This window comes from Micromonospora sp. RL09-050-HVF-A, assembly GCF_019374995.1.
Taxonomy (GTDB): domain Bacteria; phylum Actinomycetota; class Actinomycetes; order Mycobacteriales; family Micromonosporaceae; genus Micromonospora; species Micromonospora antibiotica.
The window spans coordinates 7,068,547-7,092,263 of sequence record NZ_JAGKQP010000002.1; the positions used below are offsets into that span (position 1 = coordinate 7,068,547).

Annotated in this window: 20 protein-coding genes; 18 read left to right on the forward strand and 2 right to left on the reverse strand. The window is 72.6% G+C overall.

The genetic code is table 11. From position 1 onward, the window contains the following. Positions 1 to 27: 27 nt before the first annotated feature. The 18 genes from J7462_RS30980 (at position 28) to J7462_RS31065 (ending at position 22,398) form a co-directional block, all read left to right on the forward strand. Entirely contained in the window at positions 28 to 333 is a 306-nt protein-coding gene (locus tag J7462_RS30980; RefSeq protein WP_208569474.1) for a hypothetical protein, read from the forward strand. Next, on the forward strand, positions 330 to 3,008 hold the full coding sequence (gene alaS, locus J7462_RS30985; protein ID WP_219469665.1) for an alanine--tRNA ligase: 2,679 nt from the start codon (positions 330 to 332) through the stop codon (positions 3,006 to 3,008). Before J7462_RS30980 ends, alaS begins: the two co-directional genes overlap by 4 nt. 72 nt (positions 3,009 to 3,080) lie before the next feature. Continuing rightward, a complete protein-coding gene (gene ruvX / locus J7462_RS30990; protein ID WP_208569476.1) occupies positions 3,081 to 3,542 on the forward strand; it encodes a Holliday junction resolvase RuvX in 462 nt (153 codons plus the stop codon). Then, positions 3,539 to 4,774, forward strand: a complete 1,236-nt coding sequence (gene mltG / locus J7462_RS30995) for an endolytic transglycosylase MltG (RefSeq protein WP_219469668.1) — start codon at positions 3,539 to 3,541, stop codon at positions 4,772 to 4,774. The genes ruvX and mltG overlap by 4 nt, the downstream gene beginning before the upstream one ends. Beyond that, on the forward strand, positions 4,771 to 5,580 hold the full coding sequence (locus J7462_RS31000) for a shikimate dehydrogenase (RefSeq protein ID WP_219469670.1): 810 nt from the start codon (positions 4,771 to 4,773) through the stop codon (positions 5,578 to 5,580). The genes mltG and J7462_RS31000 overlap by 4 nt, the downstream gene beginning before the upstream one ends. Before the next feature lie 280 nt (positions 5,581 to 5,860). Next, positions 5,861 to 6,709, forward strand: a complete 849-nt coding sequence (locus J7462_RS31005) for a hypothetical protein (RefSeq protein ID WP_219469673.1) — start codon at positions 5,861 to 5,863, stop codon at positions 6,707 to 6,709. Further along, positions 6,652 to 7,365, forward strand: coding sequence for a family 16 glycosylhydrolase (locus tag J7462_RS31010; RefSeq protein WP_219469676.1), 714 nt, complete (start codon positions 6,652 to 6,654; stop codon positions 7,363 to 7,365). The genes J7462_RS31005 and J7462_RS31010 overlap by 58 nt, the downstream gene beginning before the upstream one ends. Before the next feature lie 115 nt (positions 7,366 to 7,480). Then, positions 7,481 to 8,716 (forward strand): hypothetical protein, encoded by a 1,236-nt coding sequence (locus tag J7462_RS31015; RefSeq protein ID WP_219469679.1) that lies wholly within the window; start codon positions 7,481 to 7,483, stop codon positions 8,714 to 8,716. 311 nt (positions 8,717 to 9,027) lie between these two features. Beyond that, positions 9,028 to 9,867, forward strand: coding sequence for a phosphatase PAP2 family protein (locus tag J7462_RS33500; protein WP_219469682.1), 840 nt, complete (start codon positions 9,028 to 9,030; stop codon positions 9,865 to 9,867). 90 nt (positions 9,868 to 9,957) lie between these two features. Then, positions 9,958 to 10,902 carry a glycosyltransferase gene (locus tag J7462_RS33505; RefSeq protein ID WP_219469685.1) on the forward strand — a complete coding sequence of 315 codons (945 nt, stop codon included), beginning with the start codon at positions 9,958 to 9,960 and terminating at the stop codon, positions 10,900 to 10,902. Positions 10,903 to 11,122: 220 nt separating this feature from the next. Then, entirely contained in the window at positions 11,123 to 13,042 is a 1,920-nt protein-coding gene (locus tag J7462_RS31030) for a delta-60 repeat domain-containing protein (protein WP_219469688.1), read from the forward strand. Positions 13,043 to 13,233: 191 nt separating this feature from the next. Further along, a complete protein-coding gene (locus tag J7462_RS31035) occupies positions 13,234 to 14,871 on the forward strand; it encodes a hypothetical protein (protein WP_219469691.1) in 1,638 nt (545 codons plus the stop codon). Then, the gene (locus tag J7462_RS31040; RefSeq protein WP_219469693.1) at positions 14,864 to 15,796 is read left to right on the forward strand and encodes a glycosyltransferase family A protein; all 933 of its coding nucleotides are present in this window, start codon (positions 14,864 to 14,866) and stop codon (positions 15,794 to 15,796) included. Before J7462_RS31035 ends, J7462_RS31040 begins: the two co-directional genes overlap by 8 nt. Beyond that, on the forward strand, positions 15,789 to 17,969 hold the full coding sequence (locus J7462_RS31045; protein ID WP_219469697.1) for an O-antigen ligase: 2,181 nt from the start codon (positions 15,789 to 15,791) through the stop codon (positions 17,967 to 17,969). Before J7462_RS31040 ends, J7462_RS31045 begins: the two co-directional genes overlap by 8 nt. After that, positions 17,966 to 19,573: a lipopolysaccharide biosynthesis protein gene (locus tag J7462_RS31050; RefSeq protein WP_219469700.1), complete on the forward strand. Its 1,608-nt coding sequence runs from the start codon at positions 17,966 to 17,968 to the stop codon at positions 19,571 to 19,573. The genes J7462_RS31045 and J7462_RS31050 overlap by 4 nt, the downstream gene beginning before the upstream one ends. Before the next feature lie 64 nt (positions 19,574 to 19,637). Beyond that, on the forward strand, positions 19,638 to 20,525 hold the full coding sequence (locus J7462_RS31055; RefSeq protein WP_219469702.1) for a sulfotransferase domain-containing protein: 888 nt from the start codon (positions 19,638 to 19,640) through the stop codon (positions 20,523 to 20,525). A 99-nt stretch (positions 20,526 to 20,624) separates the two neighbouring features. Continuing rightward, entirely contained in the window at positions 20,625 to 21,803 is a 1,179-nt protein-coding gene (gene aroC, locus J7462_RS31060) for a chorismate synthase (protein WP_219469705.1), read from the forward strand. Between the two features lie 88 nt (positions 21,804 to 21,891). Further along, positions 21,892 to 22,398: a shikimate kinase gene (locus tag J7462_RS31065; RefSeq protein WP_219469708.1), complete on the forward strand. Its 507-nt coding sequence runs from the start codon at positions 21,892 to 21,894 to the stop codon at positions 22,396 to 22,398. Here the strand turns inward: J7462_RS31065 and J7462_RS31070 are convergent. Further along, positions 22,388 to 23,182 (reverse strand): cytochrome c oxidase assembly protein, encoded by a 795-nt coding sequence (locus tag J7462_RS31070; protein ID WP_219469711.1) that lies wholly within the window; start codon positions 23,180 to 23,182, stop codon positions 22,388 to 22,390. The genes J7462_RS31065 and J7462_RS31070 overlap by 11 nt on opposite strands. After that, positions 23,179 to 23,700 (reverse strand): DUF2243 domain-containing protein, encoded by a 522-nt coding sequence (locus J7462_RS31075; RefSeq protein ID WP_219469714.1) that lies wholly within the window; start codon positions 23,698 to 23,700, stop codon positions 23,179 to 23,181. Before J7462_RS31075 ends, J7462_RS31070 begins: the two co-directional genes overlap by 4 nt. Between the last annotated feature and the right edge of the window lie 17 nt (positions 23,701 to 23,717).

Genomic DNA, 23,717 nt, shown 5'->3' on the forward strand with positions numbered 1-23,717 from the left:
GCCGGCGTCGCACAGGAGGAATGAGACATGAGGCGACTTTTCTGGCTCGGCATCGGGCTGGCCGTGGGCGTGGTGGTGGTCCGCAAGGCCACCCGGACCGCGCAGGCGTACACCCCGGCGGGGATCGCCAGTGGGCTGTCCGAATCCGCTGGCGGTCTGGTCGAGTCGCTGCGTAGCTTCGTGGAGGACGTACGGATCGGGATGGCCGAGCGCGAGCAGGAGATCCACGAGGCGTTCGCCCGGGGTGAGGCGTTCGACGACCAGTTCGCCGAGCTGCGGGAGGACCCGCGTATCGGTGACCGAGAGATCTTTCCGGAGGAGCACCAGCGATGAAGACGGCGGAGATCAAGCGGCGGTACCTCGCCCATTTCGAGGCGAACGGGCACACCGTGGTGCCGTCCGCTCCGCTGCCCGCCATCAGTGATCCGAACCTGCTGTTCGTCAACGCCGGCATGGTGCAGTTCGTTCCGTACTTCCTGGGGCAGCAGACCCCGGCGTACCGGCGGGCGGTGAGTGTGCAGAAGTGTCTGCGTACGCCGGACATCGACGAGGTCGGCAAGACCAGCCGGCACGGCACGTTCTTCCAGATGAACGGCAACTTCTCCTTCGGTGACTACTTCAAGTCCGGGGCGATCCCGCTGGCCTGGGACCTGGTCACCAAGCCGGTCGCCGAGGGCGGTTACGGGCTGGACGGGGAGCGGGTCTGGCCGACGGTCTACCTCGACGACGACGAGGCGTTCGAGATCTGGCGGTCGGTGGGGGTGCCGGCCGAGCGGATCGTGCGCCGGGGCAAGGCGGACAACTTCTGGTCGATGGGCATTCCGGGGCCGTGCGGCCCGTGCTCGGAGCTGTTCTACGACCGGGGTCCGGAGTACGGCCGCGAGGGCGGCCCGGCGGTCGACGAGGACCGCTACATGGAGTTCTGGAACCTGGTCTTCATGCAGTACGAGCGGGGTCCGGGCAGCGGGAAGGAGGACTTCCCGATCCTGGGTGACCTGCCGGCGCAGAACATCGACACCGGCATGGGCCTGGAGCGGATGGCCTCGATCCTGCAGGGCGTCGACAACCTCTACGAGATCGACGAGGTGCGGCCGATCCTGGACCGGGCGGCGGAGCTGACCGGCAAGCGGTACGGCGCGCACTCGGGTCACGTGGCGAGCGAGTCGCACCCGGACGACGTACGGCTGAGGGTGGTCGCCGACCACGTGCGGACCGCGTTGATGCTGATCGGTGACGGGGTGACCCCGAGCAACGAGGGGCGCGGCTACGTGCTGCGCCGGATCATGCGGCGGGCGATCCGGGCGGTGCGCCTGCTGGGCTGGCAGGAGCGGGCGTTGCCGGAGCTGCTGCCGGTGGCCCGGGACTGCATGTCCCCGTCGTACCCGGAGCTGGCGGCCGAGTTCGACCGGATCTCGCAGTACGCGTACGCGGAGGAGGACGCGTTCCTGTCGACGTTGCGGGCGGGGACGACGATCCTGGACACGGCGATCGCGCAGACCCGGTCGGCGGGCAAGCCGGCCCTGTCGGGTGAGCAGGCGTTCCAGCTGCACGACACGTACGGTTTCCCGATCGACCTGACGTTGGAGATCGCCGCCGAGCAGGGCCTCCAGGTCGATGCGGAGGGTTTCCGCCGGTTGATGGCCGACCAGCGCAACCGGGCCAAGGCCGACGCGCAGGCCCGCAAGACCGGGCACACCGACGTGTCGGCATACCGGTCGGTGCGTGACGACGGTGGTGCGGTGGAGTTCACCGGCTACAGCGAGCTGAGCCGGGAGTCCCGGGTGCGGGCGCTGCTCAGCGGTGGCGTCACTGTCGGCGCGGCGGTCGAGGGTGACACCGTCGAGCTGGTGCTCGACACCACCCCGTTCTATGCCGAGGGTGGCGGTCAGCAGCCCGACCAGGGGCTGATCACGGTCGGTGCCGGTCAGGTCGAGGTCTTCGACGTGCAGCAGCCGGTGCCGGGTCTGATCGTGCACCGGGCGAAGGTGGTCCGGGGTGAGGTGCGGGCCGGCGAGACCGGCTACGCGGAGATCGACGTGACCCGGCGGCGGGCGATCTCGCGGTCGCACACCGCCACCCACCTGGTGCACCAGACGATGCGCAACTTCCTCGGCGAGTCGGCGACCCAGGCGGGCTCGCTGAACGCCCCGGGGCGGCTGCGGTTCGACTTCAACACCCCGACCGGGGTGTCGCCGAGCGTGCTGCACGACGTGGAGCAGCAGGTCAACGAGGTGCTGTTGGCGGATCTGGAGGTCAACGCCTTCATCACCACCCAGGAGGAGGCGCGGCGGATCGGCGCGATGGCGCTGTTCGGCGAGAAGTACGGCGAGCGGGTCCGGGTCGTCGAGGTCGGCGACTACGCCCGGGAGCTGTGCGGCGGCACCCACGTGGCCCGTTCGGCCCAGCTCGGCCTGGTGAAGATCCTCTCCGAGGCGTCGGTGGGTTCGGGCGTGCGCCGGATCGAGGCGCTGGTCGGGATGGACGCGTTCGGTTTCCTGGCCCGTGAGCACCTGCTGGTGTCCCGCCTCGCCGAGTTGTTCCGGGTGCCCGGTGAGCAGGTCGCCGACCGGGTCGAGCAGACCGTGACGCAGCTGCGTGACGCCGAGAAGGAGCTGGAGAAGCTCCGCGCCCAGCTGGTGCTGGGCGGGGCGGCGGCGCTGGCCGGGCAGGCGAAGGACGTCGGCGGGGTGGCGTACGTCGGCACCGAGGCGCCGGAGGGCGCGGCCGGTAACGACGTGCGGACCCTGGCCCAGGAGATCCGCGGCAAGATCGATCCGGCGCGGCCGGCGGTGGTGGCGGTGGCGGCCCGATCGAACGGCAAGGCGTCCCTGGTGGTGGCCGTGAACGCGGCGGCCCGTGGCCGTGGTCTGGCGGCGAACGACCTGGTGAAGGCGGCCTTCTCCGGTCGGGGTGGCGGCAGCCAGGACGTCGCGCAGGGTGGTGGCCTGCCCGCCGCCGAGGCGCCGAAGCTGCTGCTCACGGTCGAGAAGGCGATCGCCGACGCGTGACGGATCAGCGCACGAGCCAGGGCGGACCAGAGCTGGTCCGCCCTGGCTCGTCACCGGGGAGGGTGACCGACGGTGAGTGAGTTGTCCCGGGGGGTCCGGTTGGGTGTCGACGTCGGGCAGGTCCGGGTGGGGGTGGCCCGCTCCGATCCGCACGGGATCCTGGCCACTCCGCTGGTCACTCTGGCCCGGGATCTGACCACCGGCCCGGACGCGGTGCCCGGTGACCTTGCGCAGCTCGCGCAGCTGGTGGCCGAGCACGAGGCCGTCGAGGTCGTCGTCGGGCTGCCGGTCAATCTGGCGGGCCGGCAGGGGCCGGCGGCCCAGCACGTGTTGGCGTACGTGCGCCGGTTGACCGAGGTGATAGCGCCGGTTCCGGTGACGCTCACCGACGAGAGGATGTCAACCGTCGTCGCGTCTCGTAGGCTTGCCGAGCGTGGCGTCCGGGGAAAGCGCCAACGTGCGGTGGTGGATCAGGCCGCCGCGGTCGAGATCCTGCAGAGCTGGCTGGAAGCGCAGCGGAGGCGGACGGAATGATCGACGATCTGGACCTCGGGTTCGACGAGCAGGAGAGGGGGGAGAAGGGCCGGCACCGGCGTGGCTTCGTCAGCCGACGCAACGGCGCGTCGGGTGGCGGCAAGTCGGGCGGCGGGCACCTGAAGACGATCTTCGCTCTGTTCATGGCCCTGGTGCTGCTGGGTGGCATCGGGGGCGGGGCCTTCTACGGCTTCGACCGGATCCGTAACCACTTCATCACGCCGGACTTCGACGGCCCGGGCACCGGTGAGGCGCTGGTCGACGTCAAGCAGGGCGACACGGCCACCGACATCGGCAACTCCCTCTATGACGCCGGTGTGGTCAAGAGCACCAAGGCCTTCGTCGAGGCGGCCGACGACAACGCGCTCAGCAAGAACATCCAGGTCGGCCGGTACAAGGTCAAGAAGGAGATGCGCGCCTCCGACGCGCTCGCCCTGTTGCTGGATCCGAAGAGCCGGGTGGTCAACGGGATCACCATCCCCGAGGGCATGATCACCCTGGCGATCTACGACCTGCTGGCCAAGGAGACCAAGATCCCGGTCGCCGAGTTCAAGGCCGCCGCGAAGGACCCGGTCAAGTTGGGCGTGCCGGAGTTCTGGTTCAACCGCAAGGACGGCAAGAAGGGGCCACGGAGCCTGGAGGGCTTCCTCTACCCGGCCACCTACGAGCTGCCGCCGAAGGCGACCGCCCCGCAGATCCTGTCGCTGATGGTGGACAAGTTCCTCGACGTGACCGGGGAGATGAAGTTCGTCGAGACGGTCGAGGCCGACCGGGGCATCTCCCCGTACGAGGCGTTGATCACGGCGTCGATCGCGCAGGCCGAGTCGGTCAACCACGTGGACATGCCGAAGGTGGCCCGGGTGATCTACAACCGGGTCTACACCGACCGCTACCACTGCAAGTGTCTGGAGATCGACAGCGCGATCAACTACTGGCTGCGGTTGCAGGGCAAGAACCCGAAGGATTCCGACATCCTCAAGCAGTCCGAGCTGAACGACCCGAAGAACCCGTACCGGACGCACGGCGCGGACGGGCTGACCATCACCCCGATCAGCAACCCCGGCGAGGACGCCCTCAAGGGGGCGATGAGCCCGCCCAACGGCACCTGGGTCTATTTCATGACCGTCGACAAGAAGGGCACCATGGGCTACGGGACGACCGACGCCGACTTCCGTGACCTGCAACGCCAGATGTGCACCAACGGCGTGCTGAGCGGAGAGAACTGCCGGTGAGGGCTGCGGTGCTCGGCCGGCCGATCGCGCACTCCCTCTCCCCGGTGATCCACAACGCCGGTTACGCCGCGGCCGGGCTCGACGGCTGGTCGTACACCCGGATCGAGTGCGGGGCGCAGGAGCTGCCGGCCCTGGTCGCCGGCCTGGGACCGGAGTGGGCCGGGTTGTCGGTGACCATGCCGGGCAAGGAGGCCGCGCTCGCGGTGGCCGACCGGGCGTCGCCGGTCGCCACCGCCGTCGGCGCGGCCAACACGCTGGTACGGCGTCCCGACGGCTCCTGGTACGCCGACAACACCGACGTCTCCGGCATGGTGACCGTGCTGACCTCGGCCGGGGTGCCGGCCGGGGCCGCCGTCACGGTGCTCGGCGCCGGGGGCACCGCCCGGGCCGCCCTGGCCGCCGCCGGTGGGCTCGGCGTGACCACGGTGACCGTGGTGGCCCGCCGCCCGGCGGCGGTGGCGCAGCTGCGGCCGGTGGCGGCGGCCGTCGGGGTGGACCTGGTCCCCGTGGCCTGGGCCGACGCCGCCGCGTACCTGCGCGCCGACCTGGTCGTCTCCACCGTGCCGAAGGGGGTCGCCGACCCGTTGGCGGACGGGGTCGACTGGGGACCGTCCACGGTGTTCTTCGACGCGTTGTACGACCCGTGGCCGACCCCGCTGGCCGCCTCGGCGCTGGCCGCCGGCCGTCAGGTGCTCTCCGGGCTGGATCTGCTGCTGGCCCAGGCCGTCGGCCAGTTCACCCAGTTCACCGGGGTGCCGGCACCGGTCGAGGCGATGCGCGCGGCGCTGGCGGCGGCCCGCCGCTGACCCGCCCTCCCGTCGGGCCGGCCGGTCCGGCCGGCGTTCCCCGCGACCCTGCCCGGCCGGTCAGGAGCGGCCAGGATGACGGCGAACCGCATCGCCGACTTTCCGGTCAATCAGGCGTAACCTCGGGAAGCCGGCATTCGTTTGCTCGCCCGCCGAAAAGCAACCCCGGCTGCCTTATTCTTTGGTTAAGTCCTGTCGCCACCTTGATTTCACCCCTGCCACAGCCGCCCGTGGTGGTTACGCTGCTGCCGGTAATCGTCGCCCACCCGGGGAGAGTTCCTTGAGCAGGCACGGAATCCACCGCGCCCTTCCGGCCATCACCGGCCGACGCAAGGCGGTCGTCCTCAGTGTCCTGAGCGTCACCGCAGTCGGCGGCATCGTGGCCACGATGATGCCGCTGATCGCCGCCGAGGTGCCGCCGATCGTGCTCTCCGCCGTCGCGGACACCACGGCCACCCAGGTCCCGCAGGACGGCGACAACGGGGTCAAGACCACCCTGGCCAGCTGCCCGCAACTCTGCGACGGCAACCGGGTCGGCCAGCGCGACGCCGTCCTGGAATTCCAGGTGCGTGGCCTGCCCGCCGACGCGGTGAAGGTCAAGGCGTCCCTGCGGGTGTACGCCTGGCAGCAGTTCACCTCCCGGGTCCGGGCGCACGCCGCCGAGGGCACCGCGGTCGGTACCGGCGCGTGGCACGAACGGCCCGTCCTCGGCCCGGCGCTGGCCACCGTCGACCGGGTCGCCCAGGGCTACAACGAGTGGGACGTCTCCGGCGCGGTCAGCGGCAACGGCCAGGTCACCTTCGCCCTGACCCAGGAGAACTGGAACACCCGCATCTACTGGGCGTCCCGGGAGAACACGAAGGCCACCATCCGGCCCAGCCTGGTGGTGACCTACCAGCGGGGCGGCCGGCCGCCGACCCGGCCACCGGCCACCACGGCCCCGCCGACCACCGCCGCCCCGAAGCCCACGCCGACGCGTACGGTGGCGCCGTCGCCGACCCGGACGGTCGGCCCGCCCGCGCCGACCACGGCCGCCCCCGCCCCACGCCGACGGTCCGCCCCGGCACGGACGTGCCCGGCTGGCGGCTGGTCTGGTCCGACGAGTTCACCGGGCCCACCGTCGACCTGAAACGGTGGAACCTGCGCGACAACGAGGGCCGCGACATCGACAAGGGCTGCAACGTCGACGACGCGGACAACACCTTCGTCGCCGACGGGGTGCTGACCCTGCGCGCCCAGCGGGAGACCGCGGTGTGCAGCTCGCAGACCCGGCAGTACACCCAGAGTTACCTGGACACCATCGGCAAGGCGTCGTTCACCTACGGCCGGTTCGAGATGCGGGCCAAGTCGCCCAACGGGCCGACCGACTCCAAGGGCCTCTGGCCGGCGTTCTGGCTGCGCCCTGACGACGGCGGCAAGGGCGAGATCGACGTGGTGGAGCTGCCCGGCGGGTCGTCCCTGCACGGGGCCGCCACCCAGGCGATCTTCTACGACTACACACCGGTCAAGCAGGACCAGCGGTGGGACTTCCCGACCGGCTACCCGGGTGACGGCTTCCACACGTACACCACGGAGTGGGAGCCGGGGGTGATCCGCTGGTACATCGACGGCCGGCAGGTCTGGCAGCGCGACCGCAGCACCACCCCGTGGTTCGACGAGGCGTTCAACAAGCCGTTCAACCTGCGGCTGAACTTCCAGGTCGGCGGCTGGCTGGGCGACCCCGACGCGGCCACCCGCTTCCCGGCCGACTTCCGGGTCGACTACGTCCGCGTCTGGCAGCGCTGACCCGGACCGGGCACCGTACGCCGCCCGGTGGGCCTCGGCCCGCCGGGCGGCTGCTTGCCCGCTGCCCCTATCGTGTCCGCCAGCGCGCGGCGCTCGGGCGAGGACGGGAGAGGGCATGACGGCGGTGGCGGACCCACGGACCCGGCAGGACGGCCTGGGCTGGGTGACCCGGGCCATCTTCGGTGACCCCCGGCTCTGGCTCGGCGGTCCGGCCGACCCGGTGCCCACCACCCACCGCCCGGCCGTCCGGTACGCCGTGGTGCCCTCGGTGGAGCGGGCCAGGTTCCTGCTCCCGCTCGTCTCCCGCCGGGTCGGCGCGGCGTCGACCCTGGCGTACAACGCGCTGCGCCCGCCCCGGGTGCGGGCCAACCGGTTGGCCGTCGGGATGCTGGCCGGGCTCGGGGCGACCGGGCTGGCCCGGATGCCGGTGCTGACCGTCGCGGTGCCCACCGACGCCGATCCGGCCGAGTTGCTGCTCGCCGAGCACCTGGGCCGGCTGGCTGGCCGACCGCTGCACGCCGCGATCGGCATCCGGCCGCCGGACCCGCACCACAAGCCGACGTTGCAGCTCTTCGACGACCGGGGCGCCGCGCGGGCGTACGCGAAGATCGGGTGGAACGACGCGACCCGGGCGATGGTCCGCGCGGAGGCCGCCGCGCTGCGGGATCTGCCCCGCGACGGCGGTGACTTCCCGGACGTGCCCCGGCTGCTGGACGAGGTGAGCTGGGGTGACCTGGCGGTGACCCTGGTCGAGCCGATGCCGGCTCGGATCCGCCGGCCGCGTCACCCGCTGCGCCCGGAGGTGGCCGCGATGCTGGCGGTGGCCCGCCGCGGTGGCCCGGCGGCGGCCCGCCGCCCATTGCGCGGCTCGGCGTTCCTGGCCGATGTGACCGCGCGGGCCGCGACCGCCGGTGGTCCGGTGGTCGGGGCGCTGGCCGCCCTCGTCGACCGTGACGGCGACCGGCCGGTGGAGTTCGGGCACTGGCACGGCGACTGGGTGCCGTGGAACCTCGGCCGGCACCGGGGCCGGTTGGTCGTCTGGGACTGGGAGAACAGCGGTGCCGACCGGCCCCTCGGGCTCGACCTCGCCCACCAGGGTTTCCAGAGCGCGTTGTCGCTGGCCGGCCGGGACGTGGCGGGGGCGACCGGCGAGATGGTCGAGCTGTTGGACCGGCACGGCCCGGCGTTCGGCCTGGACCCGGCGGGGCGTCAATTCGTCGCCGACGCATATCTCGTCGAGCTGTGGTTGCGGACGGCGGAACTGGCAGCCGGCGGGGGCGGCTGGAGTGCGAAGTTGCATCCCGCACTGCTGCACACGCTCGCCGACCGGCTGGGCTCACCCGGCCCCTGACCGGCGGTTTCTCCCGGTGAATGGGACAAGTGTCGGGGTCCCGACCGGAAAAACGGCGAAAAGCCCACACTGCCGTCACCGCCGCTACCGAAGCCGGCTCACGTTCCATTAGGGTGGCCCCACTCGATGACCACTGGCCGGCGACGGCGTGGTCGGTGCGGCCCGGGACGGCGTGGGGACCTCGTCCGGGGTGTGGGGAGGCCCGGCCGATGGCCGGCACAATCAGGGAGCACGATGGGATCGTCACGCGTCAATCAGTTCGGGGTCACCTGCGCCCCGGCCGCCGGCCGTTCGGGCGGCGGTGACCCCAGGTGACCATCGTCTACGTGTTGGCCGTGTTGGCCGTGCTGGTGCCCCTGCTGACAGTTCCGGTGCTGGCGGCCCGGTGGGCGTCGGCCGTCGACACCGGCCGGACGGCCGAACGCTTCCGGATCGCCCTCGCCGGGCTGACCGCCGCGTTCGGTCGGACCGGAGCGGCGCTGGTGGTGCTGCTGGCCGGTGCAGCGGCGGTCGTCGCCGTCTGCTGGCCGCTCGGTGAGGCGATCTCCCGGCTCGAACCCCACGTCGACCACCCCGTCTTCGACTACGTGCACGCCCACCGGGTCGGCTTCTGGGAAGACGTCAACCTGTTCATCTCCCCGATCGGCGACCGCTACCCGCTCAAGTGGGTGACCGTGGTGGCCGCGATCGGCTTCGCCATCGCCTGGCGTCGCCGCCGCTGGTGGATTCCGCTGGTGGCGATGCCGTTGCAGTTCGTCGTCGAGCAGTACACCCAGACGATCCTCGCGAAGGTCGTCGACCGGGGCCACCCGCCGACCGACCTGGGCACCTACCCCTCCGGCGGCTGCGCCCGGGTGCTGATGACCTTCGGCACCATCCTGGTGCTGGCCGCGCTGACCTGGCGGATTCCGCGTAGGGTGCTGATCGGCCTGGTCACCGCCCTGGCGGTGCTGGTCACGGTGGAGGGCTACACCCGCATCTACGCCGAGAAGCACTGGCTCACCGACGTCTTCGGCGGCTGGTTCTTCGGCACCCTGCTGACCGGCGTGATGGTGCTCGCCGTGCTGGTCGCCGACGGCCGGGTCCGCCCGCCGGGGACGCCTGCCGACCCGGCACCGCGCAACGCCGACCGGCTGACCACCGGTACCTGACCCCCTCCCCGTCCGGACCGGCGCTACCCCTCCCCGCGCCGCGACGGACCCGGCCCCCACCACTCCTCGAACGGAAGTTGGGCCACCACCGTGACCACCCTCCTCGTCGCCTCCACCGGTGGGCACCTCGCCGAGCTGCACGATCTGCTGCCCCGGCTCGGGGTGCAGGACGACTGCGTCTGGGCGACGTTCGACTCCCCGCAGAGCCGCTCGCTGCTCCACGGACACGAGGTCATCCACGTGCCGCCGGCCGCCACCCGGGACCCGGTCGGTGCGCTGCGCGATCTGCTGGCCGCCCGCCGGGTGCTCTGCGGCGGACGGTTCCGCCGGGTGGTCAGCACCGGTGCCAGCGTCGCCATGTCGTTCTTCCTGCCCGCCGTGCGGCACGGCCTCGACTGCCACTACATCGAGAGCGCCACCCGCACCGAGGGCCCGTCGCTGACCGGTCGGCTGGTCGCCCGGGTGCCCCGGACCCGGCTCTACACCCAGTACCCGGGTTGGGCGGACGGCCGGTGGCGCTACGGCGGTTCCATCTTCGACGGCTACCTGCCCGCACCCGCCGCCCCGCGCCCGGTCTCCCGGATCGTGGTGACCCTCGGCACCCAGTCCCGCTTCGGCTTTCCGCGCCTGCTGCAACGCCTGGTCGACGTGGTGCCCCCCGAGGCGGAGGTGCTCTGGCAGGTGGGGTCGACCCGGATCCCCCGGATGCCGGCCGGGGCCCGCCGGCAGGTGCCGCACGCCGAGATGCAGCAGGCCATGCGGGAGGCCGACGTGATCGTCACCCACGCCGGGGTCGGTTCGGCGCTGGCCGCGATGCGGGCCGGACGCCGTGCCGTCTACGTGCCGCGCCGGGCCCGGCACGGCGAACACGTCGACGACCACCAGGTCGAGATGGCCCGGGAACTCGACCGGCGGGGCCTGGTGCTGGCCCGGGAGGCCGACGCCGTCACGGGCGACGACCTGGCCAGCGCGGCATCCTGGACGGTCACCACCACCGGCACGGTCCCGCCGTTCCGGTGGGCGGAGCCGGCGTGAGGCCGGCCGGGACCGGGCAGGCCGGTGACGGGTCCCGCCGGTCGATGCGCAATCCTCGTCCTCCGTGGGTCGCCCGGACGCGACCCGTACGGCAGGACCGGACCGAGCCGGTGGTCGAGTGGACCGGTCGGTTGATGGTGCGAAATGTCCGGGCAGAGCAAGCTACGCGTGATCTCACTTCATTTTGGGGGCGCCAGTGCTTCACAGAACGTCTCGACCGGTGTGGCGGCGGTGGTTCGCCGCTCTCGCCGTACCGGTGCTCGCGGTCAGCCTGCTGGCCGCGCCCGCCCACGCGGCGGACCTCACCCCGGTGACCAGCACTCTCACGTCGGCGAACCCGGCGGACAACATTCCGCACGCGCAGGACGGCGACACCAAGGCGTTCGCCGAGATCGGTAACACGATCTACGTGGGTGGCTCGTTCACCTCGGTCAAGGCCGCCGGGGGCACGAGCTGGACCTCCCGCAACTACCTGTTCGCCTACGACCGCAGCAGCGGGGCGTTGAAGGCCGACTTCGCCCCGACCCTGGACGGTGCGGTGCACGCCCTCGCGGTGAGCCCGGACGGCAAGCTGATCGTCGGCGGCGCGTTCAAGAACGTCAACGGGGTCAGCCGCAAGAACCTCGTCCAGCTGGACCCGGCCACCGGCGCGACGATCACCGGCTGGGTCGGCCGCAGTGACGGCGGACTGGTCCGCCGGACCGTCGTGGTCGGCAACAAGCTCTACATCGCGGGCGCGTTCCACTGGGTCAACGGCACCGAGCACTCGCTGCTGGCCCGGCTCGACGCGACCACCGGTGCGATCGACCCGAGCTTCCAGATCGACGCCAGCGTCGCCCGGGCCAGCAGTGAGCTGGTCTGGGGTCTCGCCGTCGCACCCGACAACAAGACCCTGGTCGCGGTGGGCAACTTCACCGAGGTCAACGGCCAGCCCCGCAACCAGGTGGTGGTCGTCGACCTGGACGGCACCCCGGCGGTCGCCAACTGGAGCACCCAGCGCTACGTGGCGCCCTGCTACAGCGGCTCGTTCCCGTTCTACGCCCGGGACGTCGACTTCTCCGACGACGGCTCATACTTCGTGATCATCGCCGATGGTGGCCGGGGCGACGGGGCGTACTGCGACGCCATCGCCCGGTTCGAGACCGCTGACCGGGGTACGGCCCTGGACGCCACCTGGGTCAACTACACCGGCACCGACTCGGTGACCTCCCTCGAGGTGGCCGACAACGTGGTCTACGTCGGCGGTCACTTCCGCTGGCTGAGCAACGCCAACGGCAACGACTCGGCCGGCAGTGGCGCGGTCAACCGGTTCGGCCTGGGCGCGCTGGACCCGATCAACGGCCTGCCGCTGGTCTGGAACCCGACCCGGTCGGGCGCCCCGGCGGGCACCACCACCTGGGGCCCGATCATGTGGGAGCTGTGGCGGGGCAGCACCGGCCTGTACGCCGGCTTCGACTCCGACGGGCTGGGCAACGAGTACCACGGGCGGATGGGCCTGTTCCCGCTCGCCGGTGGGCGTACGGTCGCGGCGACCAACGCGCCGACGGCGTCGTCGGGTTACCTGTACGTCGGCACCGGCAACGGGCAGACCACCCGGGTGCCGTTCGACGGCAGCACGCTGGGCACGCCGGCGGGCAGCGCGCAGGCGAACCTCACCGCGGCCGGCGCGGCCTTCTCGGTCGGCAACAAGCTCTACTGGTCCAAGACCGACGCGACCGCCGCCGGTGGCAGCTACCTGGGTGTGTCGATGTTCACCGGCGGTTCGGTGGGCGCACCCTGGGTCAGCAGCGGCTACAACGACTGGTTCAACCCGGCGACCATGGCCGGCGCGTTCTACCTCGACGGCCGGATGTACTACACCAAGGCCGGCACCAACAAGTTGTTCTACCGCTACCTGGAGCCGGACGGCTACGTGGTGGGCTGCACCGAGTTCACCCTGCCGAGCGTGGGCCTGAACTGGGGCTCCGTGCGGGGGATGGCCTGGGTCAACGGCAAGATCGTCTATGGCAACACCAACGGCTCGCTGCGCGCCGTGCCGTTCGACGAGGTCGCCGTCGACGGCGCCGCCTCGGTGGAGATCGCGCCGGCCGGTGCCGGCGTGGACTGGTCGAGCAAGACGCTGTTCTTCGCCACCTCCTGACCCACCTTTGGTACGGGCGGTCCGCCGGTGTCCCCGAGGCACCGGCGGGCCGCCCGTCGCGCAGGGGACCGGTCGGCTGTCGACCATAAGTGAACGGTCGGCGACAATAGGACGACCGGCGGCTCGCACCGGGGCCGACGTCCGGCCCACGCCGACCTGCCCACCCCCCTCATCGCTAGAGGACCTGACTGATGGACGTGACCGACGTCACTCCCGCCCGGCAGCGCCCGGTCGGCCTGGCCGAGTTGGCCCGTATCCCGGTGCGGCGGTGGCGCACGGTGCTCGCCGCCACCGGGTTGGTGCTGTTACTGGTGGCCGCCTACCTGCTGGTCTTTCCCGCCACCTACACCGCCACCACGGCCGTGGTGGTCCGCCCGGTGGTCACCGACCCGTTCTCGGTGCCCTCCGGTGGTGCCGACCGGGCGGTCAACATGACCGCGGAGAGCGGGATCGCCACCAGCAACGGGGTCATCGACAAGGTCGCCTCGATCACCGGCCGGGACACCACCGGCGTGGCCGACGCGCTCACCGTGGAAACCCCGGTCGGTGGACAGGTGATGCGGTTCAGCTACTCCGGGCACAGCGAGGCCGAGGCGGTGGACGGCGCGAACGGCGCCGCCGAGGCGTACCTCGAACTGCGCAAGGGGATGTACGAGAACCAGCGCGCCGCCGTGCTCAAGTCGTACGACGACACGATCGCCCTGGTCACCAGCCAGCGCACCACCACCCAACGGTCGTTGCCGGCCAACCAGAACTCCTCCACCCCGTCGCCGCGCACCAGCGCCCTGCTGGACCAGCTGCGGGCGCTCAACGACCAGCTGGCGACCCTCGCCGAGCAGCGTTCCAAGATCGGCTCGGCGGATCTGAGCCCCGGATCGGTCACCAGCGCCGCCCGCGCCCCCGTCCCGTCGAGCCGGGACGCCGCCCCGCTGATCCTGGTCGCCGGGCTGCTCGGCGGGCTGCTGGTCGGCGGTCTGGTCGCCTTCGTCCGGGAGTCCATGGACCGCCGGGTGCGTACCGCCGACGAGGCGTCCGCGCTGGTCGGTGCCCCGCTGCTGGGGACCGTCGGGCGGGACCGCTCCGGGCGGCTCTCCGACACCGACCTGCGCTACCTGGTGCTGGCCCTGAGCCGCTGGGTGGACGGGCCGAGACCGCTGCCGCTGGTACTGCTGTCCAGCGCCGCCGACGAGCGACGCGAACAGGTCACCGCCGGGATCGCCGCGGCGCTCGCCCAGGGCGGGCACGAGGTGCGGCTCGGGGTGGCCCCAGAGAGCCGGGACCGGATCCGGCCGTTGCTCCAGGACGCCCAGCGCCGCCACCCGGCCACCGAACCGACCCGCCCCCGGGTGCCCCGCCCGCGCCCGGCGCCCAGCGCCGTCCCGGCACCGGCGGCCACCGCCCCGATGGGCAGCCCGGAAGACACCATGATCATCCAGCCGGTCCGCAAGCCCCGGCCGTTCCCCACCGAGGACCCGAAGAACGGCGGGGTCTACCGCTCCACCACCACCTCGGCGGACAAGACCGAGATCATCCCCCGGGTGCTGCCCAAGGAGACCCCCACGGTCGACGGTGAGGAGCTGCGCATCGGGTCCGGCGCGGTGCACCTGGTCCCGCTGGACGCCCCGACCGGCGGTGGCGTCACCGTGATCGACGCGCCTCCCGCCCTGCACGACGAGCGGGGCGTGCGAGCCGCCCGGGAGGGCCGGGCCGTGCTGGTCGCCGCCCGGGACAAGACCCGCACCGGCCGGCTGAGCCAACTGGTGGAACGGCTGCGCGCGGTGGGCGTCGAGCCGGTCGGATTCGTGGTGACGGGAGAGAAACGTGACTGAGTCGACGGCCGTCGGGCAGCACCCGCCGGTGACCGTGGTGATCGCCACCCGGGACCGGCCCGGCCTGCTGGAACGGGCCGTGGGTGCCGTGCTCGGCCAGGACTACCCCGGCCCGGTGGAGTGCATCGTCGTCTACGACCACACCGACCTGCGCGAGCTGGCCGTGGACGTCCCGGCCGGCCGTAGCCTCCGCTATGTCAACAACGCCCACCGGCAGGGCCTGCCCGGCGGTCGCAACACCGGCGCCGACGAGGCCACCGCCGACCTGGTCGCGTTCTGCGACGACGACGACTTCTGGCTGCCGGCGAAGCTGCGCCGGCAGGTCGAGCTGCTGGCGCAGCGCCCCGACGCCGCCGCCGCGAGCTGCGGCATCCGGCTGGAGGGCCCCGGCATCGCCAAGGAACGCCAACTCGACCGGGCCGAGGTCACCCTCCCCGACTTCGTCGAGGACCGGATCATGGAGGTGCACTCCAGCACCATCCTGATCCGCCGCTCGACCTGGGACGCCATCGGCCCGGTCGACGAGGAGCTGCCCGGCGGCTACGGCGAGGACTACGAGTGGCTGCTGCGGATCGCCGCGCACGGCCCGGTGGTGATCGTGCCCGAGGTGCTGGTGGTGGTCGACTGGCACGGCGGATCGTTCTTCTTCGGCCGCTGGGCGACCATCGTCGAGGCCACCCGCTACCTGCTGGACAAGCACCCCGAGCTGGCGGGCAGCCGGACCGGCCTGGCCCGGCTGCACGGCCAGATCGCCTTCGCGCTCGCCTCCGGCCGACGGCGGCGGGAGGCGGTCCGGGAACTCGGCCGGGTGGTCCGGCTCAACCCCCGGGAGAAGCGGGTGCTGGTGACCGTCCCGGTGGTGCTCGGGCTGCTCTCCGGGGAACGGGTGCTCCGACTGGCCCAGCGTCGGGGTCGAGGTGTCTGACCGGCGGCGTCGGGCCGGCACGTCGCCGACCGGACTGCCGCCGCTGCCCACCTGGCCGCTGTTGGCCATGTTCGGGTTGATGCCGCTGTGGTGGGCGCTCGGCGGCTTCTACCTCGGCTGGTCGGCGTTCGGACTGGTGCTGCTGGGCCTGATGGTCACCCGGGGCCGGGTGGCGTTGCCCGCCGGCACGGCCTGCTGGATGGTGCTGCTGGCGCTGGTGCTGCTCAGCTTCACCCGGCTGGACCGGGCCACCGCCTACCTCACCTCCGGGTTGCGGCTCGGCTTCATGGTCACCGCCCTGATCGTCTGCGTGTACGTCTACAACCTGGTCCGCGACGGCGTCCCCTGGGCCCAGGTGCTCCGCCCCCTCGGCTGGTACTGGCTGGGCGTGGTCGCCCTGGGCTGGCTGGCGGTGCTGGCCCCCCGCTTCCAGCTCACCACCCCGATGGAACTGCTGCTGCCGGGCAGCATGTCGGGGGAGCGGTTCATCCAGGCGCTGACCCACGTGCGGGCCAACGAGTTCAACCCGGTCTCGCGCGCCCCGATCTACCGGACCGCTGCGCCCTACCCGTACACCAACAACTGGGGCACGGCGTACGCGCTGCTGGTGCCGTGTGTGCTGGCGTACCTGACGTCGGTGCGTACCGGCAAGTTCCGGGTGGCGCTGCTGGTGTCGTTGCCGCTGTCGATGGTGCCGGCGTTCATGACCCTCAACCGGGGCATGTTCCTCGGCCTCGGCGCGGGACTGACCTACCTGGGCCTGCGGGCGCTGGTACGGGGCAACGCCAAGCTGATCGCCTCGATCGGCGGGCTGGTGCTGCTGGTCTGGGTGGTCAGCCTGGTGGTGCCCGTGCAGGAGCTGATCGACAACCGGGTCAGCAGCACCGACACCAACGTCGACCGGATGGACCTCTACGTGCGTACCCTCCAGGCCGTCGAACGCTCGCCGCTGCTCGGGTACGGCGCACCCAACAGCGTCGACACCACGCTCGCCGAGGAGCCGCCGGGCACCCAGGGCATGATCTGGCAGGTGCTCTACAGCCACGGCATCCCGGCCCTGGTCGCCTTCCTGGCCTGGCTGGTGCTGATCGCCAAGCGGCTCGCCGGCGCGGTCTCCCCGGCCGGGCAGTGGCTGAGCACCATCCCGGTGATCGCCCTGGTGGTGATCCCCGTGTACGCCTACATCGACCCCAACATGTCGGTGATCTTCTATGCGGTCGGGGTCGGGTTGGCGGCGGTCAGCGGGCCGGTGAACCGCCCGGTGACCCTCGCGCCCGGAGTCGTCGAGCCCCGCGCACCCCGCCCCACCGCGGCGGCCTCCGGCCCGCCGACGGCGGCGCTCACCGGCCCGCCGACGGCGGCGACCGGAACGGCATCCGTGCCGACCAGGGCATCGGCCACCGTCCCGCCCCCCAGCGCCACCGGCACCGCCCCGGCCACGCGTGGCCGAGCCACCGCCAGCGTCCCGTCCCCGCCCACCAGGGTCACGGCCAGCGCTTCCCCGTCCGCCCCCCGGGGCGCGACCCCACCCCCGACCCCGGTCCCGCCCCGCCCCGCGGCCCCGGCCCCAGCCCCAGCCCCAGCCCCAGTGCTGGCCCCGGCCCCGAGCCGAGTTCCAACCCCGGGCCCGAGTCCGGTGCCGAATCCGGCCCCAGGTCCGGCTTCGGCACCCGCTGCGGACCCGGCTCCCGCTCCCGCCGGCCGGAGCGCGTCGCCGTCGGCCCCGGCCCCGGCCTGGCCCCCGCTCCCGGCTTCCGCTCCGGCTCCGGCTCCCGCTTCCGCTTCCGCTTCCGCTCCGGCTCCGGCTCCGGTTTCCGCTCCGGCTCCGGCTCCGGCTCCCGCTCCGGCTTCCGCCGCTGCGCCGCACCCGGTGCCGGCCGCCACCCAGGCTTCGGTCCGGCCGTCGGTCCCACCGTCGGTGCCGGCCGCTACCCAGGCTTCGCCCCGGCCGCTTTCACCGCCGCTGCCCGCTGCCGCCCAGGCTTCGGCCCGGCCGTCGGTCCCATCGCCGACCTCGGCCCCGGCTCCGGGCGGCGGGTCCCGGCCGGGTGGCGGGGTGGACGCACCCACCGTGGTGCAACCGGCCCGGCCCGACGGGCCCACCCCACCGGTCCGGACCGCCACCCGGACCGCAGACCAGACCGGCACCGAGGACGGCAGGGAGCGGACATGAGCCATCCGGGCACCGGGACCGGGACCACACCCGCGGCTCCTCGGCAGGTCGACCGCCGTGCCACGGCGGCCGACGCACCGGCCGGGCCGGTGGCGGACACCTCCGACGCGGCGAGCGGCGCCGGGGAGGTCCGCCGCAGCGCCCGCAGCGGCGCGGTGGGGCTGGTCGGCGCGGCGGTCAACGGCGCGCTGGGTTTCCTGCTCACCGTGGTCATCGTGCGCGGTTTCGGCACCGACGGATCGGGTGCGCTGTTCACCGCCATCGGTGTGGTCTCCATTCTGGGCGCGATCTGCTGCGCCGGTGCGGACACCGCGCTGGTCTGGGCGCTGCCCCGACGCCGCACCGGTGTCGACGGTGACGCCGCCCGGCTGCTGCCGGTGGCGTTGCTGCCGGTGCTGCTGCTCACCGGGGTCGTCGCGACGGTGGGCGCGTTCACCGCCGACCGGCTCGCCCCGGTCTTCTTCGAGCGGTCGGACGGGCCGACACTGCTGCGGCTGGCGTTCCTCGCCCTGCCGGTCACCGTGGCGATGACCGTGCTGCTCGCCGCCGTCCGGGCGGTCCGCCCGGTGACCGCCGTGATCGGCATCCAGTACGTGCTGGTGCCGCTGGCCCGACCCGTACTGCTGCTGGCGACGGTCGCCACCGGGGCCGGGGTGGCCGTCGGGTTCGGCGGTTGGCTGCTGCCGGTGGCGTTGGCCGTGGTCGCCGCCGCCGTCCTGCTGCTGCGTCCGCTCGGGGTGCTGGCGGGGGCGCGGCTGCGGCCGGACGGCGCGGACTGGCGTACCCTCTGGGGCTTCGCGCTGCCCCGGGCGGTGTCGGCGGCGATCGACGCGAGCAGCATGTGGGTCGGGGTGTTGCTCACCGCGGCGCTGGCCGGTGCGGACGAGTCAGGTGTCTTCGGCGCGGTCGGCCGGTACGCCCTGGCCGGGCTGCTGATCATGCAGGGGTTGCGGGTGGCCGTCGCGCCCCAGCTCTCCCGGCTGCTCGGGCAGGGGCGCACCGCCGACGCGGCGCTGGTCTACCGGCGGGTCACCGTCGTGATCATCCTGCTGTCCTGGCCGGCGTACCTGCTGCTGGCGGTGTTCGCGCCCGGGTTCCTCAGCCTCTTCGGTGACGGGTTCACCGTCGGGGCCGCCCCGCTGGCGGTGCTCGCCTTCGCGATGCTCGTCAACTCCGGGGTGGGGATCGTGCAGACCATGCTGCTGATGAGCGGCAACAGCACCCGGCACCTCCAGGCCACCGTGGTGGGGCTGGCGCTCACCGTCGGCCTGGGTTTCCTGCTCATCCCCGACCACGGGGCGCTCGGCGCGGCGTACGCCTGGACGGCCGGCGTGGTCGCCGAGAACGTGCTGGCCGCGATCGCCGCCCGGGTGGCGATCGGCGAGCCGCTGCTCACCCGGTCGGTGGGTTGGGCGGCGCTCGGGGCCGGCGGCGGTGCGGCCGTGGTGGCGGTGCTCAGCGCGCTGGTCGCCGGCCGGGGCGTGGCCGGTCTGGCGCTGGCCCTGGCGGTGCTGGCGGTCGTCGCCGCCGGGCTGCTGCTGGACCGGCGGGTCCGGGGTACGGTCCGGGCCGCCGTGACGATGCTCAGGCCGAAACCGGCATGAGGCGTTCGGGCCGAGGCCGCCGTGACGATGCTCAGGCCGAAACCGGCGTGACGAGAGGGAGACGATGACGATCCGCGACCGCCTCAAGGGTGTGGTCCCGCACCAGGTCACCCACCAGGTACGCAGCTCGCTGGTCCGGTACGGCGAACGCACCAGCGACCGTCGGCCGCTGCCCGACTTCCTGATCACCGGCACCAAGCGGGGCGGCACCACCTCGCTGTGGCGCTACCTGCTGGCGCACCCCCTGGTGCCCCGGCTCTTCCCGGCCTGGAACACCAAGACCTCGCACTACTTCGAGGAGAACTGGGGTCGGGGCGAGGCGTGGTACCGCTCGCACTTCCCGACCGTGCGGCACCGGCAGGCCCTGGAACGTCGGCACGGCGGGCCGGTCCGCGTCGGTGAGGCCGCCCCGCTGTACATGTTCCACCCGCTCGCCGCGCAGCGGGTAGCCGAGCTGATGCCCGACGTCCGGTTGATCTTCCTGCTCCGGGACCCCGTGGAGCGGGCGTACTCGCACTGGAAGGAGCGGCGCACGGAGGGCAAGGAGCCGTTGGACTTCGTCGAGGCGCTGGCCCGGGAGGAGGAGCGGACGGCGGGGGAGCGGGAGAAGCTGATCGCCGACCCGACGTACTTCAGCGAGGCGTACGACTGGTACACCTACCGGGCCCGGGGCCGCTACCTGGAGCACCTGACGCCGTGGCTGGACCGGTTCGACCGTTCCCAGCTGCTGATCCTGCCCAGCGAGACGCTGTACGCCGAGCCGGCCGCCACGTACGCCCGGGTGTTGGACTTCCTCGGTCTGCCCCCGCACCAGCTCGCCGCGTACGAGGCGCACAACCACCGCCGCAGCAGCGCCATGCCCGAGCAGGTACGGGAAGAGTTGAGCGTGCACTTCGCCCCGCACAACGCGGCGTTGGAACAACGACTGGGTATGCGCTTCGACTGGTCGTGAACCCGGTCGGCGGCCCGCCCGGCGCAGCTCGGCGTCCGCAGGGCGGGACGGACCGGACAGGGTGCCGACGCCGGCACCGGGCGTGACAGACTGACCGTCGTGTTGCGTTGGCTGACTGCAGGTGAATCGCATGGTCCGGCTCTGGTGGCGTTGTTGGAGGGGGTTCCCGCCGGGGTGGCGGTGACTTCTGGTGACATCGTGGGTGAGTTGGCGCGGCGTCGGTTGGGTTATGGCCGGGGTGCGCGGATGGCGTTCGAGCAGGATGAGGTCGAGGTCGTCGGTGGTCTGCGGCACGGCGTCACGCTGGGCAGTCCGGTCGCGATCCGGGTGGGGAACTCGGAGTGGCCGAAGTGGCAGACGGTGATGGCCGCCGACCCGGTGGATGCGGACGAGTTGGCGAGTCAGGCCCGGAACGCTCCGCTGACCCGTCCCCGGCCCGGCCACGCCGACCTGGCCGGCATGCAGAAGTACGGTCACACGGATGCGCGGCCGATCCTGGAGCGGGCCAGCGCCCGGGAGACGGCTGCGCGGGTGGCCGTGGGCACCGTGGCGAAGGCCCTGGTGAAGCAGGCCCTCGGCATCGAGATCGTGTCGCACGTGGTGGAGTTGGGTTCGGTGGCCGCGAAGCCCGGTTTGCGGCCGGTGCCGGAGGATGCTGAGCGGATCGACGCGGACCCGTTGCGGTGTCTCGATCCGGACGCGAGTGTCCGGATGGTCGCTGAGGTGGATGCTGCGAAGAAGGCTGCTGACACGCTGGGTGGGGTGGTGGAGGTGTTGGCGTATGGGGTGCCGCCGGGTCTGGGTAGTCATGTGCAGTGGGATCGGAAGCTTGATGCCCGGTTGGCGACGGCGTTGATGTCGATCCAGGCGATCAAGGGCGTCGAGATCGGGGACGGGTGGCAACAGGCCCGGTCCCGAGGCTCGGAGGCGCACGACGAGATCATGCCCACCGCGACCGGGGTGCGTCGGGTCACCGACCGGGCGGGTGGTCTGGAGGGTGGGATCACCACGGGTGAGCCGGTGCGGGTGCGGGCGGCGATGAAGCCGATCTCGTCGTTGAACCGGGCGTTGGCCACGGTGGATGTGACCACGGGTGAGCCGGCGACGGCGATCAACCAACGGTCGGATGTGTGTGCGGTTCCTGCTGCGGCGGTGGTCGCGGAGGCGATGGTGGCGTTGGTCCTCGCCGAGGCCACCATGGAGAAGTTCGGCGGTGACTCGGTGGCCGAGATCCGCCGCAACCTTGCCGGCTACCTCGACGCGCTGATCATCCGGTGAGCGCCGGCTGCCAAGAAGGGCTGGCTTCGGTGAGGGCGAGGAGTGCAGCGCAGCGGAGCCCCGCAGTCGCGAACGAAAGGCTGGACCAGTGACGAAGCCTGTCTGCGTGCTGGTCGGGGCGCCCGGCTCCGGCAAGAGCACCGTCGGCGCGGAGCTGGCCACCCTGCTCGGGGTGGCGTTCCGGGACACCGACACCGACATCGAGCAGATGGCCGGCAAGCCGATCCCGGAGATCTTCATCGACGAGGGCGAGGCGCACTTCCGGGCCCTGGAACGGGCCGCGGTGCTGGCGGCGCTGACGTCGCACGCCGGGGTGCTCGCCCTCGGCGGTGGGGCGATCCTCGCCGAGGATAACCGGGCCGCGTTGGTCGGGCACACCGTGGTGCACCTGTCGGTGGAGTTGCCCGACGCGGTGAAGCGGGTCGGGCTCGGTGCCGGCCGGCCGTTGCTGTCGGTGAATCCGCGCGCCACCCTCAAGCACCTGATGGACCAGCGTCGGCCGCTCTACGCGGAGGTCGCGACGGCGACGGTGGTGACCGACGGCCGCGCGCCGGAGGACCTCGCCGCCGAGATCGTCGCCCTGCTCAAGCCCTGACCGGGCCCACCCGGCGACGCCGGTGCGGCCGGACGGCCGTCGACCCGTTCCGGCGGGGTTCGGGCCGCCAGGTCACCAGCAGGGCCAGCGCGAGCAGGATCTCGGCCAGGTCGCCGACGTAGTACATCAGGGTCGCCGCCGTCCGTAGTTGGTCGGCGGGGGCGTCGGCGTCGACCAGGCCGGCGTACATCAGCTGGGCCAGGGTGGCGTGGGCGGCGACGGACAGGCCCAGCACCACCAGGCGCACCGGCACGCCGGGGCGGTGCGGCCCGGGGTCGGGGCCGGCGATCGCCCAGGTGAAGGCGTACCCGCTGAGCAGGAAGTGCAGCAGGAGCAGCGGGTGCAGGCCGGGGTGGGTCAGGGTGGCCCGGTACAGCGGCGTCAGGTGCAACAGGTACAGGCCCCCGGCGGTGAGCAGCAGGCCGGTGACCGGGTGGGTGGCCACCGCCACGGCGGGATGCCGCAGCAGCCGCAGCGCGGCCCGGCCGGCCCGGGGGCGTACCGTCCGCAGGGCCAGCGTGCCTGGTGCGCCGAGCACCAGCCCGAGCGGCGCGAGCATCCCGACCAGCAGGTGCTGCCACATGTGCCCGACCAGGTCGTGGGCGGGCAGCAGCAGGGCCACCGCGAGCAGCGCAGCGCCCGCGCCGAAACTGGCGGTCCGCCAGTGGCTCCAACCGGCCCGCCCCGGGTCACCCTGGCGCAGGGCGGCGGCCAGATAACCCCAGAACACCATCGCCGGTACGAGCAGCAGCGGTCCGACCCCGCCGTCGTGCGCCCCGGTCATCGCGGCCCGGCGCAGGTGTCCACGGCCGTGGCGCGACGCTGGACCGCCCAGCCGAGGGCCACCAGTGCCGCCCCGAGCAGCAGGAAGCCGACGTCCCAGGCGGTCTGGTGCGGACCACCGTGTACGTGGTGGATGCCGAGCAGATGGTGGTCGATCACCCCTTCGACCAGGTTGAACAGTCCCCACCCGACCAGTGCCCAGCCCCAGAGCACCCCGGAGCGCCACAGTCGGCCCCGGGACCGGGTGACCCGGGAGTGGAGCAGGGCCAGCCCGGTGAGCACCGCCACCCAGGTCACCACGTGGAACAGTCCGTCCCACAGGGTGTTCATCTGCAACCCGGGCACGGTGTCCACCGGATACGCCCTGATCCCGACGTTGTCGCTGCCGGTGCTGCTGAGCATGTGGTGCCACTGGAGCACCTGGTGCAGGACGATGCCGTCGACGAACCCGCCGAGGCCGACGCCGAGGATGACGGCCGGCAGCCGGATGTCCGCGCCGTCGATGGTGGTGCCGGCCATGGGTTCCTCCGCGTTCG